This is a genomic window from Stenotrophomonas sp. 2YAF26 (assembly GCF_052114625.1).
Classification (GTDB): Bacteria; Pseudomonadota; Gammaproteobacteria; order Xanthomonadales; family Xanthomonadaceae; genus Stenotrophomonas; species Stenotrophomonas indicatrix.
This window is the reverse complement of sequence record NZ_JBFRFC010000005.1, coordinates 278,468-293,842: the sequence shown is the minus strand read 5'-3', so window position 1 is coordinate 293,842 and position 15,375 is coordinate 278,468. Positions and strand designations below refer to the sequence as shown.

General features: G+C 67.7%; 15 protein-coding genes. 9 read left to right on the top strand and 6 right to left on the bottom strand.

Annotation, left to right across the window (positions count from 1 at the left end; all coding sequences use genetic code 11):
- Nucleotides 1-481: 481 nt before the first annotated feature.
- Complete coding sequence (locus tag AB4Y98_RS08195) at nt 482-1,204, bottom strand: Hpt domain-containing response regulator (RefSeq protein WP_025879186.1); 723 nt, start codon at nt 1,202-1,204, stop codon at nt 482-484.
- Nucleotides 1,205-1,332: 128 nt separating this feature from the next.
- Between AB4Y98_RS08195 and rlmD the strand changes: the two genes are divergently transcribed.
- Nucleotides 1,333-2,667 (top strand): 23S rRNA (uracil(1939)-C(5))-methyltransferase RlmD, encoded by a 1,335-nt coding sequence (rlmD, locus tag AB4Y98_RS08190; protein ID WP_025879185.1) that lies wholly within the window; start codon nt 1,333-1,335, stop codon nt 2,665-2,667.
- 60 nt (nt 2,668-2,727) lie between these two features.
- Here the strand turns inward: rlmD and AB4Y98_RS08185 are convergent, their stop codons facing one another.
- A complete protein-coding gene (locus tag AB4Y98_RS08185; RefSeq protein ID WP_363732220.1) occupies nt 2,728-3,480 on the bottom strand; it encodes a hypothetical protein in 753 nt (250 codons plus the stop codon).
- On the opposite strand from AB4Y98_RS08185, the gene AB4Y98_RS08180 reads away from it, so the two are divergent.
- The 8 genes from AB4Y98_RS08180 (at nt 3,442) to AB4Y98_RS08145 (ending at nt 9,622) form a co-directional block, all read left to right on the top strand.
- Nucleotides 3,442-3,927, top strand: a complete 486-nt coding sequence (locus AB4Y98_RS08180) for a CYTH domain-containing protein (protein ID WP_088101523.1) — start codon at nt 3,442-3,444, stop codon at nt 3,925-3,927. The two genes, AB4Y98_RS08185 and AB4Y98_RS08180, sit on opposite strands and share 39 nt — an antisense overlap.
- Nucleotides 3,928-3,975: 48 nt before the next feature.
- Nucleotides 3,976-4,683, top strand: a complete 708-nt coding sequence (locus AB4Y98_RS08175; RefSeq protein WP_223496118.1) for a DsbA family oxidoreductase — start codon at nt 3,976-3,978, stop codon at nt 4,681-4,683.
- A gap of 162 nt (nt 4,684-4,845) precedes the next feature.
- Nucleotides 4,846-5,853 carry a beta-N-acetylhexosaminidase gene (nagZ, locus tag AB4Y98_RS08170; protein ID WP_442244127.1) on the top strand — a complete coding sequence of 336 codons (1,008 nt, stop codon included), beginning with the start codon at nt 4,846-4,848 and terminating at the stop codon, nt 5,851-5,853.
- Nucleotides 5,853-6,407, top strand: a complete 555-nt coding sequence (locus AB4Y98_RS08165; RefSeq protein WP_025879180.1) for a hypoxanthine-guanine phosphoribosyltransferase — start codon at nt 5,853-5,855, stop codon at nt 6,405-6,407. The genes nagZ and AB4Y98_RS08165 overlap by 1 nt, the downstream gene beginning before the upstream one ends.
- Before the next feature lie 81 nt (nt 6,408-6,488).
- Nucleotides 6,489-7,235, top strand: a complete 747-nt coding sequence (locus tag AB4Y98_RS08160; RefSeq protein WP_025879179.1) for an S-methyl-5'-thioinosine phosphorylase — start codon at nt 6,489-6,491, stop codon at nt 7,233-7,235.
- An 88-nt stretch (nt 7,236-7,323) separates the two neighbouring features.
- On the top strand, nt 7,324-7,530 hold the full coding sequence (cspE, locus tag AB4Y98_RS08155) for a transcription antiterminator/RNA stability regulator CspE (protein ID WP_019183439.1): 207 nt from the start codon (nt 7,324-7,326) through the stop codon (nt 7,528-7,530).
- Between the two features lie 378 nt (nt 7,531-7,908).
- A complete protein-coding gene (locus AB4Y98_RS08150; RefSeq protein WP_442244126.1) occupies nt 7,909-9,177 on the top strand; it encodes an FAD-dependent oxidoreductase in 1,269 nt (422 codons plus the stop codon).
- A gap of 175 nt (nt 9,178-9,352) precedes the next feature.
- Nucleotides 9,353-9,622, top strand: a complete 270-nt coding sequence (locus AB4Y98_RS08145) for a hypothetical protein (protein ID WP_312112815.1) — start codon at nt 9,353-9,355, stop codon at nt 9,620-9,622.
- A gap of 21 nt (nt 9,623-9,643) precedes the next feature.
- Here AB4Y98_RS08145 and pdeM read toward each other — a convergent pair whose 3' ends face one another.
- From pdeM to AB4Y98_RS08125, 4 genes are read right to left on the bottom strand one after another with little or no spacing between them, the layout of a single operon-like run.
- On the bottom strand, nt 9,644-10,285 hold the full coding sequence (gene pdeM / locus AB4Y98_RS08140) for a ligase-associated DNA damage response endonuclease PdeM (RefSeq protein WP_394198595.1): 642 nt from the start codon (nt 10,283-10,285) through the stop codon (nt 9,644-9,646).
- Nucleotides 10,275-12,734, bottom strand: a complete 2,460-nt coding sequence (locus AB4Y98_RS08135; RefSeq protein ID WP_442244125.1) for a ligase-associated DNA damage response DEXH box helicase — start codon at nt 12,732-12,734, stop codon at nt 10,275-10,277. Before AB4Y98_RS08135 ends, pdeM begins: the two co-directional genes overlap by 11 nt.
- Nucleotides 12,731-14,338, bottom strand: coding sequence for an ATP-dependent DNA ligase (locus tag AB4Y98_RS08130; RefSeq protein WP_442244124.1), 1,608 nt, complete (start codon nt 14,336-14,338; stop codon nt 12,731-12,733). The genes AB4Y98_RS08135 and AB4Y98_RS08130 overlap by 4 nt, the downstream gene beginning before the upstream one ends.
- Nucleotides 14,335-15,333, bottom strand: a complete 999-nt coding sequence (locus AB4Y98_RS08125) for a ligase-associated DNA damage response exonuclease (RefSeq protein ID WP_428705173.1) — start codon at nt 15,331-15,333, stop codon at nt 14,335-14,337. The genes AB4Y98_RS08130 and AB4Y98_RS08125 overlap by 4 nt, the downstream gene beginning before the upstream one ends.
- Between the last annotated feature and the right edge of the window lie 42 nt (nt 15,334-15,375).

Below are 15,375 nucleotides of genomic sequence, written 5' to 3'. Positions count from 1 at the left end.
GGTGTGGGTTGGCAGGACACGCCGTAAACCCATCCCTGGGGGCTCGATGGCGCCATCCATGGCGCCAACGGTCCTGCCAACCCACACCGCCCCACCTCCCGACAGATTCCGTATGACGGCTGGTAGATCCACGCCATGCGTGGATGAATCTCCATCGAAATCGAATATTTCGATATTGGATCGAAGAGCATCCACGCATGGCGTGGATCTACGTGTCGACCAAGGTCGACACCTACCAGAGGCGGAAGCCGTTCCGACAGCTCGCGGACAATTGTCGAGGGCGGGGTGGGTCCGGTTGCGGGGGTGTCCGCGGCATGGATGCCGCGGCCAAGCCCCCAGGGATGGGTTTACGGCGTGTCCTGCCAMCCCACACCGCCCCGCCCAACAAGCAGAAGGCCAGAGCCGCTCTGGGTGTGGCCTTTGGTGTTGCTCTGGCTTGAAAGCCTCTGCAGGTGCAGGGCGCAGCCCTGCCGACCAACCCTCAGTGCAGCAGGGCTGCCACCGCCGCGCGGAACCCCGCCTGTGCCTGCCCCGATTCGGGCGTGTGATGCAGCTGCCGTACCGCACGTGCCAGTCGCGCTGCACCCACGAACCCGCAGCTGGCCTGCAACCGGTGCAACTGGCTGCGCAGCTGGCGCTCGTCATGCTGGTCCACCGCCTGTTCGACCGCATCGCGCACGCCCGGCAGTTCGGCCAGGAACAGCTCGCGCAGGGCGATCAGGTGGTTGCGCTGGCCATTGAGCGCGGCCAGGGCGGCGGTTTCGTCCCAGTCCTCCAGGGCCAGCTCGACCGCCGCCGGCGGCACCGTGGAACCGGCGGGGCTGTTGACCAGCGCGCGACGGACCGCCTTCAGCAGTTGGTCACGGCCCAGCGGTTTGACCAGGGTGTCGCTGAAACCCGCCTCGCGCAGGCGGGCGTGAATGGCAGCATCGCCGTCGGCGGTATGCGCCAGCGCCGGGGTGTCCGGGTGCGAGCGGCGCAGCTGGTGCAACAGCTGGGCACCGTTGCCATCAGGCAAGTTGACGTCGATCAGCCACAGATCGTGGGCACCGGGCTCGGCGCGCGCCAGGGCGCTGGCCAGTGAGTCGGCGGTGTCCACATCCGCTGGTAACGTTTCCAACGCCGCTTTGAAAAAACCACGGCTGATGATGTCGTCCTCGACAAGCAGGAAGCGGGGTCGACTGGCCCGCGGGGTCATCTGCATCAGGGCTGCCTCCATGTCAGCTGGGGTCAATCATCAAGCACGGCGGCGGCGGGCGCAAGCGGCCAGCGGCCCCGCTGGTCAGGATCTGCGACAATACGCCCCCACTTTTGCCCGCAGCCTGTTGCCACGTGGCCCGATCCCGCTCCCGCATCGACCGTACTCCCTTCCAGACCGAGATCCTCGACCTCAGCCATGATGGTCGCGGTGTTGCCCGCCGTGAAGGCGAGGGCGGCAAGGTCACCTTCATCAGCGGCGCCCTACCGGGCGAAGTGGTGATGGCCGAACAAACCGCCCGCAGCCGCCACTTCGATGAGGCGCGCACGGTGGAAGTGCTGCAGGCCTCGCCGCAGCGGGTGACCCCCAAGTGCCCGCATTTCGGCACCTGCGCCGGCTGCGTGCTGCAGCACCTGGACGAAGACCAGCAGATCGTCGCCAAGCAGCGCGTGCTGATGGACAACCTGGAGCGCATCGGCCATGTGAAGCCGGGCACCGTGCTGCCGCCGCTGGTGGGTGACAGCTGGGGCTACCGCCGCAAGGGCCGGTTCTCGGTGCGCCGGGTCGAGAAGAAGGACAAGACCCTGGTCGGCTTCCGCGAGCAGGACCCGCGCTTCGTCGCGGACCTGCAGCAGTGCCTGACCGTGATCCCGGAAATCGGCACCAAGGTGGAGGTGCTGTCGACCTTCATCGAATCCCTGGATGGCAAGCGCGACATCCCGCAGATCGAGTTCATCGCCGGTGACCAGGCCGTGGTGCTGACCGTGCGCCACCTGCAGCCGCTGAGTGATGCCGATCGGGCCGCCTGGGCGGCCTTTGGCCAACAGCACGGCTTTGTCATCTACCTGCAGTCGGGCGGCGTGGATACCGTACAGCCGCTGGACGGGCAGGGCGTGGCGCTTTCGTTCCGGCTGGCGCCGTGGGATGTCGAACTGGCGTTCCGTCCGCTGGATTTCATCCAGGTCAATGCCAAGCTCAACGAGAAGATGATCGCCCACGCGCTGGACCTGCTTGAACCGGGTGCCGACGAGCGCGTGCTGGACCTGTTCTGTGGCCTGGGCAACTTCACCCTGCCGCTGGCGCGCAAGGTGCGCGAAGTGGTGGGCGTGGAAGGTGATGCCGGGCTGGTGGCGCGTGCGCGTGAGAACGCCGAGCGCAACGGGCTGGCCAACGCGCAGTTCTACAGCGCTGACCTGACCCAGGACCAGCGCAGCACGGCGTGGATGCGCCAGGGCTTTGACAAGCTGCTGCTGGATCCGCCGCGTTCGGGCGCCATCGAAGTGCTGCAGCAGCTGCCGTTGAAGCAGTTCAAGCGTATCGTCTATGTCAGCTGCCATCCGGGCTCGCTGGCCCGCGATGCCGGCTACCTGGTCAACGAACAGGGCTTCACCCTGGTCAGCGCCGGTGCGATGGACATGTTCCCGCATACCGCGCACGTGGAAAGCATCGCGGTGTTCGAAAAGCGCTGATGCCTGCAGCGCCGGGGGCTGCCCGGCGTCTGCCTTGCCGCTTGCAGGCAGGCAATGCGGTCAGTCGGCCGGGGCGTTCTGCCACTGGCCGTCCACGCGCACGAAGGCCATGGACTGCTCGCCGTGCTCGCTGCCGTCGCCCGCGCGCACGGTGCATTCGATGGCGGCCCTGTCGCTGGCGACCTCGCAGTTCCTCACTTCCTGCACCTGCAGGGTGCTGGCAGCCTGTTCGAAGCGTGCGCGCAGGGCAGGGTCAGCCTGCTGCTGCGCTTGCCCGGCGATCCGTTCGCGCAACAGCGCCTGCACCCTTTCCCGGGGCGGCGCCGGTACGGGCACATTGCGCTGGTCAGGCAGGGTCCACACGCCGTCCACCAGCGCCAGCCGCAGCAGCTGCGGTCGCGATTTGATGCCTGCGCTGGCGGTGGCGATGCAATCGACGGCGTCGCCGGCCTCGGCGGGTGCACAGCTGTCCAGGGTTTGCAGACGGGGCCGGAAGGTCTCGGCAACCAGGCGGCTGCTGTCGCTGGCGGGGCGATCGGCAATGGCCTGATCAAACATCCCGTCCATTGCGGCCTGTGCCTGCTGCAGCGAAGGTACGACCGCCGATCCGGCGCTGGCAACGGCGCACGGCAGCAGCGCCGACAGGGCAAGACAGCGACGAAGGCGATGGGAAAGCATCATGAGCGACCATTCCGTGGTTGGGGGCCGCGCAGTGTAGTCGTGCCCGTCGCCGCGCCGATAGGCAGCGTCTGGCGTGAGCCGCATACTGTGCCCATGGGCATCGAAATCGAACGCAAATTCCTCGTCACCCATGATGGGTGGCGCACCGCCGCGCACCGGGTCATCCCGATGGCGCAGGGCTACATCAACGATCTGGGCGCGCTCGACCGCGGCACCCAGAACGCCTCGGTGCGGGTCCGCATCGAAGGCGACAAGGCCGCGCTGAACCTGAAGTCGCGCACCCTGGGCCATACCCGGCAGGAGTTCGACTACCCGATTCCGGTGCAGGATGCGCGCGACCTGCTGGCGCTGTGCGTCGGCGGCCTGATCGACAAGCGCCGGCATCTGGTCGAGTACGCCGGCCTGACCTGGGAAGTGGATGAGTTCCTCGGCGACAACGCCGGCCTGGTGGTCGCTGAAGTCGAGCTGGACAGCGCCGACCAGGCCATCGACCTGCCGGACTGGATCGGCGCCGAAGTGACCGACGACGCCCGCTACTACAACGTCGCTCTGGCCAGCCGCCCCTATTCACAGTGGTGAAACCATCCGTCCCCTTTTTTCGAGGGTGTCGGCCCCCATGTCGGGGGGATGAGAATCGACATCTACTCCGACGTGGTCTGCCCCTGGTGCTGGATCGGCAAGCATCGCTTCCAGCAGGGTGTGCAGTTGCTGGGCGCCGATGCGCCCGAACTTGAGATCCACTGGCAGCCGTTCCAGCTTGACCCGGATGCGGACGCCACCCCGGTGCCGCTGCGCGAGGCCTATGTGCGCAAGTTCGGCGGTGCCGAGCGCACCGAGCAGATTCTGGGCCAGACCCAGACCACTGCGCGGGCCGAGGGCCTGCCGATGGACTTCAGCCAGGGCCAGGTGCGGGTAACCACGCTGCCGGCGCATCGCCTGTTGTGGCTGGCTGGCCAGCACGGCGTGCAGGAGGCGGTCGGCGAGGCGCTGTTCCGCGCCCATTTCGAGCATGGACAGAATCTGGCCGACCCGGCGGTGCTGGTCGAGGCCGGCGCTGCGGGCGGTCTGGGCGCAGACGAGATCCAGCAGATGCTGGCCGGCGATCGTGGCCTGGCCGAGGTGGAAGCGGGCCTGGCACAGGCCCACGCACTGGGTATCTCCTCGGTGCCCACCTTCGTCATCGACGGCCGCTGGGCGGTTTCCGGAGCCCAGCCCCCGGAAGCCTTCGCCAACGCGCTGCGCCAGATCGCCGCCGAGCAGGCGGCGGGGCAGGGCGCTGAGGGTGCCCCGGAAGGCGGCGACGACGCCTGCGGCGCGGACGGCTGCAAGGTCTGACCGACCCGCGACAGGGGACGGAGGGGATCAAGTCGCATCCGGCACTGAGGGGTCGATTGCGCCTTGATCCCCTCCGTCCCCTTTTTTGACCACTGCGCCTGTTGGCCGGTTCTGCGACAATGCGGCACTGCGCCATGCGGGCGCCCGTTGTGGAGATCGACCATGCTGCTGATCGGCGTTGCCGGTACTGAACTGACCGCCCAGGAACGCGAGTGGCTGCAGCACGATGCTGTGGCCGGGGTGGTGCTGTTCAAGCGCAACTTCGCTTCACGGCAGCAGGTGACCGAACTGTCCGCGGCGATCCGCGCCGCCGTACCGCGTCCGCAGTTGATCTGCGTGGACCAGGAAGGCGGTCGCGTGCAGCGCTTCCGCGAGGGCTTCAGCGAACTGCCGCCGCTGCAGGACATCGGTGCCCAGTTCGCCAGGGATCCGGACGCTGCGCTGGCATTGGCCGAGCAGCACGCCTGGCTGATGGCCAGTGAAGTCCGTGCCAGCGGCGTGGACCTGAGTTTCGCCCCGGTGGTCGATCTTGGTCGTGGCAATCGCGCCATCGGCAACCGTGCCTTCAGTGATGACCCGCAGGTCGTGGCCGCGTTCACCGCCGCCTACGTGCGCGGCATGCACGCGGTCGGCATGGCCGCCACCCTCAAGCATTTCCCCGGCCATGGCACCGTGCTGGAAGACACCCATGTGGATACCGCGATCGATCCGCGTGCGCTGGATGAACTGCGCGCACAGGATCTGGTCCCGTTCGCGGCCGGTATCGCCGCCGGCGCCGATGCGGTGATGATGGCGCACGTGATCTACCCGCAGGTCGCACCGGAACCCGCTGGTTACTCGCCGCGCTGGATCCAGCAGATCCTGCGTGGTGAGCTCGGCTTCCGCGGTGTGGTGTTCTCCGATGACATCGGCATGGCCGCCTCGCACAGCGCCGGTGGCGTGCCGGCTCGCGTGCACGCACACCTGGATGCCGGCTGCGATGTGGTGCTGGTCTGCCACCCGGAGCTGGTCGATGAAGCCCTGCACGCGGTGCAGGGACGCTCCCTCAATACCGCTGCGCTGCTGGGCCTGCTCGGCCGCGGCGCGCTTGGCTGGGATGGCCTGCTGGCCGATGCCCGCCATGGCGACACCCAATCCCGTCTGCTGCAAACCCTTGGAAGAACCGTCTGATGCCGAACCTCACCATTTCCCAGGCCCTGGCCCAAGCCGACCTGCTGGTCGACCGTCCCACCATCGACAAGGCCATTGCCGGCATCGCCGACGCCATTGCGCGCGACTACCAGGGCGAGGTGCCGCTGTTCCTGTCGATCATGCACGGTGCGCTGCCGTTCGCAGGCCAGCTGGCACTGGAGCTGGGCGCGCGTGGCCAGGACGTGCAGTTCGATTACCTGCACGCCACCCGCTACCGCGGTGAGACCACCGGCGGTGACCTGGTGTGGAAGCACAAGCCGGCCACGGCGCTGTTCGGCCGCCGCGTGCTGCTGGTCGATGACATCCTCGACGAGGGTTACACCCTGCAGGGCGTGCGCACCTGGTGCCTGGAGCAGGGCGCGACCGACGTGCGCATTGCTGCGATGACCGTGAAGAAGCACGATCGCGCGCTGCCGGACGTCACCGCCGACTACGCAGGCATCGAGCTGCCGGATCGCTACGTGTTCGGTTTCGGCATGGACGTCAACGAAACCCTGCGCTGCGTGCCGGCCATCTACGCGATGAAGGAATAACAACGCGGCCGCTTGCGGCCTGCGTTTCCTGCCGCCGGCATCCTCGGGTGCCGGCGTTCTTTTTTCTCTGGAGTGCTTTTCATGCAACAGATCGCCCTGGCCGTGATTGGCGGTACCGGTGTCTACAACCTGGCCAAGCTTGACGACGTGCAGACCCACGAAGTCGACACCCGCTTCGGCAAGCCGTCCGGCCCGGTGCGGGTCGGGACATTGCTCGGTCATCGCGTGGCCTTCCTTGCACGCCATGGTGAAGGCCATTCGCTGCCGCCGCACAAGATCAACTACCGGGCCAACCTGGCCGCGCTGCAGCAGATCGGCGCGCAGCGGGTGCTGGCGCTGAACACGGTGGGTGGCATCGGTGACGATTTCGGTCCGCGCGTGCTGGCCTGCCCGGATCAGGTAATCGATTACACCTGGGGCCGCATCAGCACGATCTGCGAAGAAGAGGGCACCGACGTGGTGCACGTCGACTTTGGCCATCCGTATACGCCGATGCTGCGCAGCAAGATCCTGGCGGCGGCGAAGGTGACCGGTGTGAAGGTCCACGATGGCGGCTGCTATGGCGCGACCCAGGGACCGCGGCTGGAAACCATCGCCGAGATCGCGCGCATGCGCCGCGATGGCTGCGATCTGGTCGGCATGACCGGCATGCCCGAAGCGGCGCTGGCGCGTGAGCTGGGGCTGGATTACGCCTGCCTGGCGATCGTTGCCAACTGGGCCGCTGGGTGCGGTGATGGTGAGGAGATCACCATGGCCGAAGTGCTCGCCAATGTGCAGGCCGCCAGCAACGGACTTCCGGAACTGGTCGGCGAATTGGCGCGGGGGTGATTGTCTTCGCGTAACAAGCTTTGCATACTCAGCTTGTGCGCGGGTTCAGCGTACACCACCCATTCATTGCATAAGGTCACGCATCACCATGCCGAACGGTACCGTCAAGTGGTTCAACGACGCCAAGGGATTTGGCTTCATCTCGCCGGAGGACGGCAGCGCCGACGTCTTCGCGCACTTCTCCGCGATCAACTCCAAGGGCTTCCGCAGTCTGCAGGAAGGCCAGAAGGTCACCTACGACGTGACCCAGGGCCCGAAGGGCGCCCAGGCCTCGAACATCGTTCCGGCCGAGTGATCCACTCGATAGTGCGTTGAAAACCCCGCTTCGGCGGGGTTTTTTTTTGCTGGCCGTGAAGATGCTCTTGCGGCGGGAGCGCCTGTCCTTGCGTGCGAATGTCCCCCGGCGCCGGCCTGCGGCCATCGCCTCCTCCTTTACTTCGCACGCAAGGACAGGCGCTCCCGTTGCGGAATCGCGCGCGCCGGCAGATGCCATGAAAGCTGAGCGCCGCCACCACTGTCGGCTCTCCTGCGAAGTAAAGGAGGAGGCAGCCGCGCAGAGGCTGCCGGGGGACATTCGCAGGAGAGCCGGCAGTGGTGGCGGAGCCCGATGCACATCTGCTCGGAAGAGGGGGCAGCTGATGTACCGCCCCTGCGCCGATGGCACAATGCGGTCATGACGGAACGACTGCGCATCGCCGTGATTGGATACGGCACCGCTGGCCAGGCATTGGCCATCCTGCTCACCCGTGATGGCCACGAGGTGGAGATCTTCGAACGCGTGCCGACCCCCGGGCCGGTGGGTGCGGGATTCCTGCTGCAGCCCAGCGGACTGCAGGTGCTGTGGCAGATGGGCCTGCTCGATGCCGTGCGTGGCTACGCCATGCCGGTGCGAAGGCTGTATGGCGATACGCCGTGCGAGCGCGCGGTGATGGACATGGGCTATGACGGCCTGGATACGCGCCTGCACGGCATGGGCATGCAGCGCGGGGCGTTGTTCTCGGTGCTGGACCAGGCGCGTGAAGGCGCCGGCGAGCTGCACGTGGGCACAACCATCGTCGAGGTCGATCACCAGCAGGGGCGGCTGCGCGACAGCGACGGTCGCACGCACGGACCGTTCGATCTGGTGGTTGCCGCCGACGGCGCCGCCTCCACGCTGCGCAACGCCGTCGACGGTGGCGCGGCGCTGGACCGCGTGTACCCGTGGGGCGCGCTGTGGTGCCTGTTGCCGGCCGAAGACTGGCCACACATGCAGCAGCTGCGGCAGCGCTACGTCGCCGCGCGCAAGATGATCGGCCTGCTGCCGGTGGGCACCCGACCCGGTGACGACACGCCTCGCCTGAGCTTCTTCTGGAGCCTGCCGCGTGCGGATTTCGACCGCTGGCAGGGCGACGGCATGGCGCCGTGGCTGGAAGAACTGCATGCGCTGTGGCCACAGGCGGGCGCGCGCTTCGCCCATCTGCGTGACGCTGGTCAACTGGCGCGCGCGGTGTACCGCGATGCCGTGATGAAGCGTTGGCATCAGGGGCGGCTGGTGCTGGCAGGCGATGCAGCACATGCGATGAGCCCGCAGCTGGGGCAGGGCGTGAACATGGCGCTGCTGGATGCACTGGCACTGCGCGACGCGTTACGCACCCACGGTGGTGGCGAACCGGCATTGCAGGCCTACCAGGCGCAACGACGTGCGCATGTGGCGGTCTATCAACGCTGGAGCCGCTGGCTGACGCCGCTGTTCCAGTCCGATCGCGATGCGTGGGCAAAGGCGCGCGATGAGCTGTTGGGACCGATGGGACGACTGCCTGGCGGGCGTGGGCACATGCTGCGCGTGCTCAGCGGCACCCAGCACGGATGGCTGGGCGCGTTGCCGCTCGATCCGGCATTCATCCAGGCGCTTGCCGCTGCGCCCCTGCCGCTACAGGGCGTGGAAATGCCGGCCACCGCGTGAAGCCTTTCGTTACGGCATTTAACGATTGCCTCACCCCGTATGTGCGACAAGAGATGAGCACGCGGCAGCCGCGTCGCCCGCTTTCCTTTTCGTGATCGATCATCGCGTGGCCCGGGTGGCGCCGCCGTCGTTGCCTGCTGCGGCCCGGATGCGCCGCACGAACGAGGAGGATGCCATGTTGTTCGCGGTCGAGAAGCTGGAATCGGAAATCTGCAAGCTGCGCGGTCTGCTGCGGATGCTGCACGAGGACCAGCCCGACGTACTGGAAGATGTGTTCGAGTTTCATGTCGGCAGTCTGATCAGCCACGCATCACCGGAAAGCCACGGCCATATCCGCGCCTGCGCACAGGAAATGCTGATGGCGATACAGGCACTGCCGCGTCATGCCGACGAGGCGACGCAGGATTTCAGCCTGATGCGCGGAATCGCCGCCCGCCCGTCGTAATTCCGCGCAGGTCTCGACGCCTCAGCGAACCGGCAGCGGCACCACGCTGTCTTCCACACAGGCGAGCAGCTGTTCGCCCGGCGCCAGTACAGGCACCACACCGGCGGTGAATGCCGAGAATGCCGGCAGGATGGTCACGCCCTGGCGCAGCCAGAACGCGGGGAAGCGCCGACGCAGTGCCGGCAACGCAACCTGCGGATGCACATGGCCCGCCAGCACGTGCGCGGAGGCATCGGCCAGCGGCTCGTGCCGCAGCAGGAACGGTCCCAATTGAGCGTCGTCATGCATCTGCACCTGCAGCGCCGCCTTCGGCAGATCACGGTCGTGATTGCCGCGCACCACGTGGATGTCCAGCGCCGCGTGCTGCTCTCGCCAACCGAGCCATTGCTGATACCAGGCCGCGCGATGCGCCGGGCCGTGCAGGACGTCGCCGAGGATCCATAGTTGCTGGCATTGGTGCATGGTCACCAGGTCCTGCAGGCGCTGCAGGTCATTGCCGGTGCCGCCCGACGGCAGGGCGATTCCCGCACGCCGGAACACGTCCGCCTTGCCCAGGTGCAGGTCGGCGATCAACAACGCGCGCTGTGCCGGCCACAGCAGCGCCCGGCCGCCGAGCAGAAGCATCGACTCACCTCCCAGCTGCAGCGGAAGATCAGCGGCCATGGCGACGCTCCAGCTGCTGCGCGGCACGCTGCACGCGCGTGCGCCAGTCTTCATTGCTGAATTGCCCACGCAGGCGTTCGGCCCACAAGGGAAATGCCAGCGGGGTCAGTGATGAGGGCCGCTGCAGGGACAACGAACGTGTGGCGATGCGTGCCAGCACTTGCCGCAACCCGGGCAGGTCGAGGCTGTCGTGCAGTACTTCCTGCTCGGCCAATGCCAGCAGCAGATGCTCCGGGTCGTGCTCGCGCAGCACGTCATGCAGCAGTCCGGCGGAGGCCTGCAGCTGGCGCAGCGAGCGTGGCATGCCACCCGGCAGGCTGGGTACCAGCAGGCCCGCCACGCGCGCGATGCCGCGGAACTGGCGGCGCGCCAGCTCGCCCAGGTTCACCGCTTCGCGCAGGTCCTGCAGCAGATCGCCAGCATCCAGCATTGCCCGCCAGTCCTGTTCCTGCAGATCCACCGGCGTGGCCGGAGCGAGCACCAGGCCATGGTCATTCACTGCATAGCCGATGCTGTTGCGTTGCCGACGGGTGCAGCGAAGGGCCAGCAGCGCGGCCAGCGCTTCGTGCACATGGCGGCCCGCAAAGGGATAGACGAACAGGAACTGGCCTTCGCGTCGGCGCACGTCTTCCACCAGCAGGTGGTCGGGCGATGGCGCCGCAGACAGCTGCGACTGCAATGCCAGCAGCGGCGCAAGCCACCGCGACTCCGCGCTCTGGTCGGCGCCTGACAGCACCTTTTCCAGTTCGCGGCCCAGCGGCATCGACAGTGGCAGTTGACCGCCCTGCCAGCGCGGTACCACGCCATCACCACCACCGCGCGCCACGCGCACGAACGCGGTCATGTCGCGCAGCTGCACCAGCTCCAGCAGCCGCCCTGCAAACTGGAAACGGTCGCCGCGGCGCAGGCGGCTGGCGAACTGCTCTTCCACCGCGCCCAGGCTGCCGCCACGCAGGAACTGTACGCGCACGCTGCCGTCGCTGCTGATGGTGCCGATCGACAGCCGATGGCGCAGCGCCTGGCGGCGATCGGGCATGCGGTACACGCCGTCGGCATCGCGTACCACCTTATGGAACTCCGGGTACCGGGACAATGCACGTCCGCCCTGCACGATGAAATCGATCACCGCATTCCACTGTGCGTCCTCCAGCGCGGCGAAGGCATGCGTGCCACGGACCTGTTCCAGCAGTGCAACTGCGTTGAAGCCGCCCGCCAGCGCGCGGCTGACGGCGTGCTGGGCCAATACGTCCAGCGACAACGTGGGAGGACGTCGCGCTTCGATCACCCCGTCATGCAACGCGTGCCGGGCCGCCGCGTACTCGGCCAGTTCCAGCGCATGGCTGGGAATGCACAGTATCTGGCCGCTGGCACCGGGCCGATGGCGTGCACGCCCGGCGCGCTGGCGCAGGCGCGCCACGCCCTTCGGGCTGCCCAGCTGCAGCACCTGGTCCACTTCCGGAAAGTCCACGCCCAGATCAAGGCTGGAGGTGGCCACCACGCACCGCAACGTGCCCGCACGTAGTCCGTCTTCAACCTGCTGTCGCAGCGCAGGATCCAACGAGCCGTGGTGCAGGGCGAGCGTGCCGGCATCCTCCGGCCACACGGCTGCGAGGGCCTGGTGCCACAGTTCCGCCTGCGCACGGGTATTGGTGAAGAGCAGGCTGCTGCGTGCACGGAACAATGCATCGAGAACGCGCGGAAGCTGGGAAAGGCCAAGATGCCCGGCCCATGGAAAGCGTTCGCCGGGTTCGGGCAGCAGGCTGCGGATCGTCACCGGCCGCTGCCGTGCACCTTCCACGATCGTTGCCTGTGGACGATGTGGCAGCAGTACGTCGCGCGCCTGTGGCAGGTTGCCCAATGTGGCCGACAACCCCCACAGCTGCGCCGCGGGGGCCGCCTCACGCAGCAGCGCCAGGTTCAACTGCAGCAGCACGCCGCGCTTGTTGCCCAGCAGTTCGTGCCATTCGTCCACCACCACGCAGCGCAGTTGGCGCATGCGCTCAAGGGTGTCGGGATAGCTGAGCAGCAGCGCCAGCGACTCCGGCGTGGTGACCAGCACGTCGATGCGACCTTCGCGGGCCAGGCGCCTGTCGCGGTTGCTGGCATCGCCGCTGCGCAGCCCCACGCGCCAGCCCAGGCCAAGGCCGTCGATCGGCGCCTGCAGCGCGCGTGCGGTATCGCTGGCCAGCGCACGCAGCGGCGTTACCCACAGCACCTGCAGCGGGCGTACCGCGCTGGCGCGACGCGGTGCGGGGGGCGGGTCGAGCATCGCCTGCAGCAGGGGGCCGCCGAACATGGCAAGGGTCTTGCCGCTACCGGTGGGCGTGTGCAGCAGGCCCGATTCGCCCGCCAGATAGTGACGCCACATCGCGCGCTGGAAGGGCAGGGGGCGCCAGCCGCGACTGCCGAACCACTCGTGCAGGCGCTGCAGCGCATCGCTGCGCTTCATCGCGCCAGCGCCTGCAACTGGGCCAGGTGGTCGGCTTCGGCAGCCGGCTTGTCGTGGCGCCAGCGCAGGATGCGTGGAAAGCGTACGGCGATGCCGGACTTGTGGCGCGCGCTGCGGTTGACCGCTTCGAAACCAAGTTCGAACACCTGTTCGGCACTTACGCTGCGCACCGGGCCGAAGCGTTCACGCGTGTGTGCACGTATCCAGCGGTCGAGGGCGAGGATTTCCTTGTCGTCCAGACCGGAATAGGCCTTGGCTACTGGAACCAGTGTCTCGCCGTCCCAGACGCCGAAGGTGTAGTCGGTATACAGCGTGCTGCGCCGACCATGGCCTGCCTGCGCGTACAGCAACACCGCATCGATCGTGAGCGGTTCGACCTTCCACTTCCACCAGTCGCCACGGCGACGCCCGGACTGGTAGACCGAATCACGACGCTTGAGCATCAGCCCTTCCACGCCACGCTCGCGCGATGCTTCGCGCAGCTGCGCGGCATGCTGCCAATCGTCGGCGTCTACCTCGGGCGACAGCTGAATTCGCGGATCGCCGAGCGCACCGACCACCTCGGCCAATTGCACGCGTCGCTGCTGCAGCGGCAGCGCACGCAGGTCCTCACCGTCGCGCTCAAGCAGATCGTAGGCCAGCACGCGTACCGGCGTGTTGCGCAGGGTCGCCGCTCCCGGTTTGCGGCGCTGGATGCGGGTCTGCAGGGCGGTGAATGCACGCGGCAGATTGTCGGCGTCGTCCCATGCCAGCAGCTCGCCATCGAGTACGCAGCCATCGGGCAGAGACGCTGCCGCCTGTTCGATCTCCGGGAAGCGACCGTCCAGCCGTTCTTCGCCGCGCGACCACAACGCCACCTCGCCCTGGCGCCGCAGCAACTGCAGGCGGATGCCATCCCACTTCCATTCCAGCAGCCAGTGGCTGATGTCGCCCAGCCGCTCGGTGGGCTCGCCTTCCAGCGGCGAAGCGAGGAAGAACGGGTAGGGCTGCTGACGATCGGTCGGCAGTTCTTCGGCAGACAGCAAGGTGGTAAGCAGGCCGGGGGAGGGCACCCAGTCGCCGAGCATGCGCTGGGCGATGCGGGCGATATCCAGCCCGGACCACTCGGCCAACGCCTGCTGCACCACGCGCTGCGACACACCAACGCGCAGCGCGCCGGTCAGCAGCTTGTTGAAGACCAGGCGTTCGGCCGATGCCAGCTGTCGCCAGCCGTCGACTACGGCGGCACGACGCACCGGCTCCGGCTGGTTGGCAACGGCAAGCAGGTGGTGTTCGATCCAGTCGGCCAGAGGCCGATCCTCGGCTTCGGTGGCTGGATCATCCAGCAGCAGGGTAAGCGTTTCAGCAAGGTCGCCGACCTGCGCGTAGCTGTCCTCGACCAGCCAGGGCGGCAGACCGGATTCTTCAGCGATCCACGTCCGCAATTCGCCGCTGCCCGCAATTTTCCGGCGCGCGCCGCCCACCTTGCCACCGCTGAGCAGGTACAGCGCCCACGCTGCGTCGTGCGGACGTGCGTGCTGGAAGTAGTTGATCAGCGCCGCGCGCTTGTCCAGCGTCGCCGTGCTGCGATCCAGTCGCTGGTACAGCGCGGCGAAGGCCTTCATTCCTCGCCTCCGAAATCGGTGCGGAACGCTTCGGCGGCGACGCCGCGTTCGCGCAGGTACGGAATCAACGCATCGGTGTTGCCGTGGGTGGCAATGACCCGCTGCGCGCCGGTCTGGGTGATGGTCTGCAGCAGCGCTGGCCAATCGGCATGGTCGGAGATCACGAAGCCACGGTCGACGTTGCGGCGGCGGCGGTTGCCGCGCAACTGCATCCAGCCCGAGGCGAAACCGAGCTGGTGACGGCCAAACCGGCGCAGCCAAGGCGTACCGGCGGCCGAGGGCGGGGCCAGGATCAGCTGGCCGGCCGCATCGGGCTGACGCCCCTGTTCGGCAACGGTGAGCGTGTCGAGCATGGGCACACCGGCCTGGCGATAGACGGCCACGCCGTTGGCGATGGCGCCATGCAGCCAAGCAGGCTGGTCATCCACCGCACGCAGCTCGGCAAGCACGCGTTGCGCCTTGCCCAGCGCATAGCAGAGCAGCACTGCCGCTTCGCCCCGCTGCGCGCACTCGCGGCGCCAGGCGGCGATCTCGGCCGCCACGGCACGGGTATCGGGCCAGCGATAGATCGGCAGCGCGAACGTCGCCTCGGTGATGAAGGTATCGCAGGGCACCACTTCGAACGGGGTGCAGGTGGGGTCTGGCTGGCGCTTGTAGTCGCCCGACGCCACCCAGACCTGCTCACCATCGTCGATGCGCACCTGCGACGAGCCGAGCACGTGGCCGGCGGGATGCAGCGATACCTGCACCCGGCCCAGCGCGAACGGCACGCCCTCGGCATGCGCGTGCAGCGGCACATCGCCCAGGCGCCAGCGCAGAATCGGCACGCTGCCGGTGCTGCAGTGGTACTCGCCCATGCCCGGACGCGCATGGTCGCCATGGCCATGGGTGATGACCGCGCGCGGTACCGGCCGCCAGGGATCGATATGGAAATCGCCTGCCGCGCAGTACAGCCCTTCCGGCCGCAGTACTACCAGATCGTCTTTGCCTGCCATGCCGTCACTGTGGCGGTCCGGTCGTGCACGTGGCGAGAATCG

What these genes read in the sequence shown, in the direction of transcription:
- AB4Y98_RS08180 (WP_088101523.1), top strand. Translation starts at nt 3,442, where the DNA reads ATGGGCATCGAAATCGAACGCAAATTCCTCGTCACCCATGATGGGTGG.
- AB4Y98_RS08125 (WP_428705173.1), bottom strand. Translation starts at nt 15,333, where the DNA reads ATGGCAGGCAAAGACGATCTGGTAGTACTGCGGCCGGAAGGGCTGTAC.
- cspE (WP_019183439.1), top strand. Translation starts at nt 7,324, where the DNA reads ATGCCGAACGGTACCGTCAAGTGGTTCAACGACGCCAAGGGATTTGGC.
- AB4Y98_RS08165 (WP_025879180.1), top strand. Translation starts at nt 5,853, where the DNA reads ATGCCGAACCTCACCATTTCCCAGGCCCTGGCCCAAGCCGACCTGCTG.
- pdeM (WP_394198595.1), bottom strand. Translation starts at nt 10,285, where the DNA reads ATGGCCGCTGATCTTCCGCTGCAGCTGGGAGGTGAGTCGATGCTTCTG.
- AB4Y98_RS08195 (WP_025879186.1), bottom strand. Translation starts at nt 1,204, where the DNA reads ATGCAGATGACCCCGCGGGCCAGTCGACCCCGCTTCCTGCTTGTCGAG.
- AB4Y98_RS08160 (WP_025879179.1), top strand. Translation starts at nt 6,489, where the DNA reads ATGCAACAGATCGCCCTGGCCGTGATTGGCGGTACCGGTGTCTACAAC.
- AB4Y98_RS08150 (WP_442244126.1), top strand. Translation starts at nt 7,909, where the DNA reads ATGACGGAACGACTGCGCATCGCCGTGATTGGATACGGCACCGCTGGC.
- nagZ (WP_442244127.1), top strand. Translation starts at nt 4,846, where the DNA reads ATGCTGCTGATCGGCGTTGCCGGTACTGAACTGACCGCCCAGGAACGC.
- AB4Y98_RS08130 (WP_442244124.1), bottom strand. Translation starts at nt 14,338, where the DNA reads ATGAAGGCCTTCGCCGCGCTGTACCAGCGACTGGATCGCAGCACGGCG.
- AB4Y98_RS08185 (WP_363732220.1), bottom strand. Translation starts at nt 3,480, where the DNA reads ATGGGTGACGAGGAATTTGCGTTCGATTTCGATGCCCATGGGCACAGT.
- AB4Y98_RS08135 (WP_442244125.1), bottom strand. Translation starts at nt 12,734, where the DNA reads ATGAAGCGCAGCGATGCGCTGCAGCGCCTGCACGAGTGGTTCGGCAGT.
- AB4Y98_RS08175 (WP_223496118.1), top strand. Translation starts at nt 3,976, where the DNA reads ATGAGAATCGACATCTACTCCGACGTGGTCTGCCCCTGGTGCTGGATC.
- AB4Y98_RS08145 (WP_312112815.1), top strand. Translation starts at nt 9,353, where the DNA reads ATGTTGTTCGCGGTCGAGAAGCTGGAATCGGAAATCTGCAAGCTGCGC.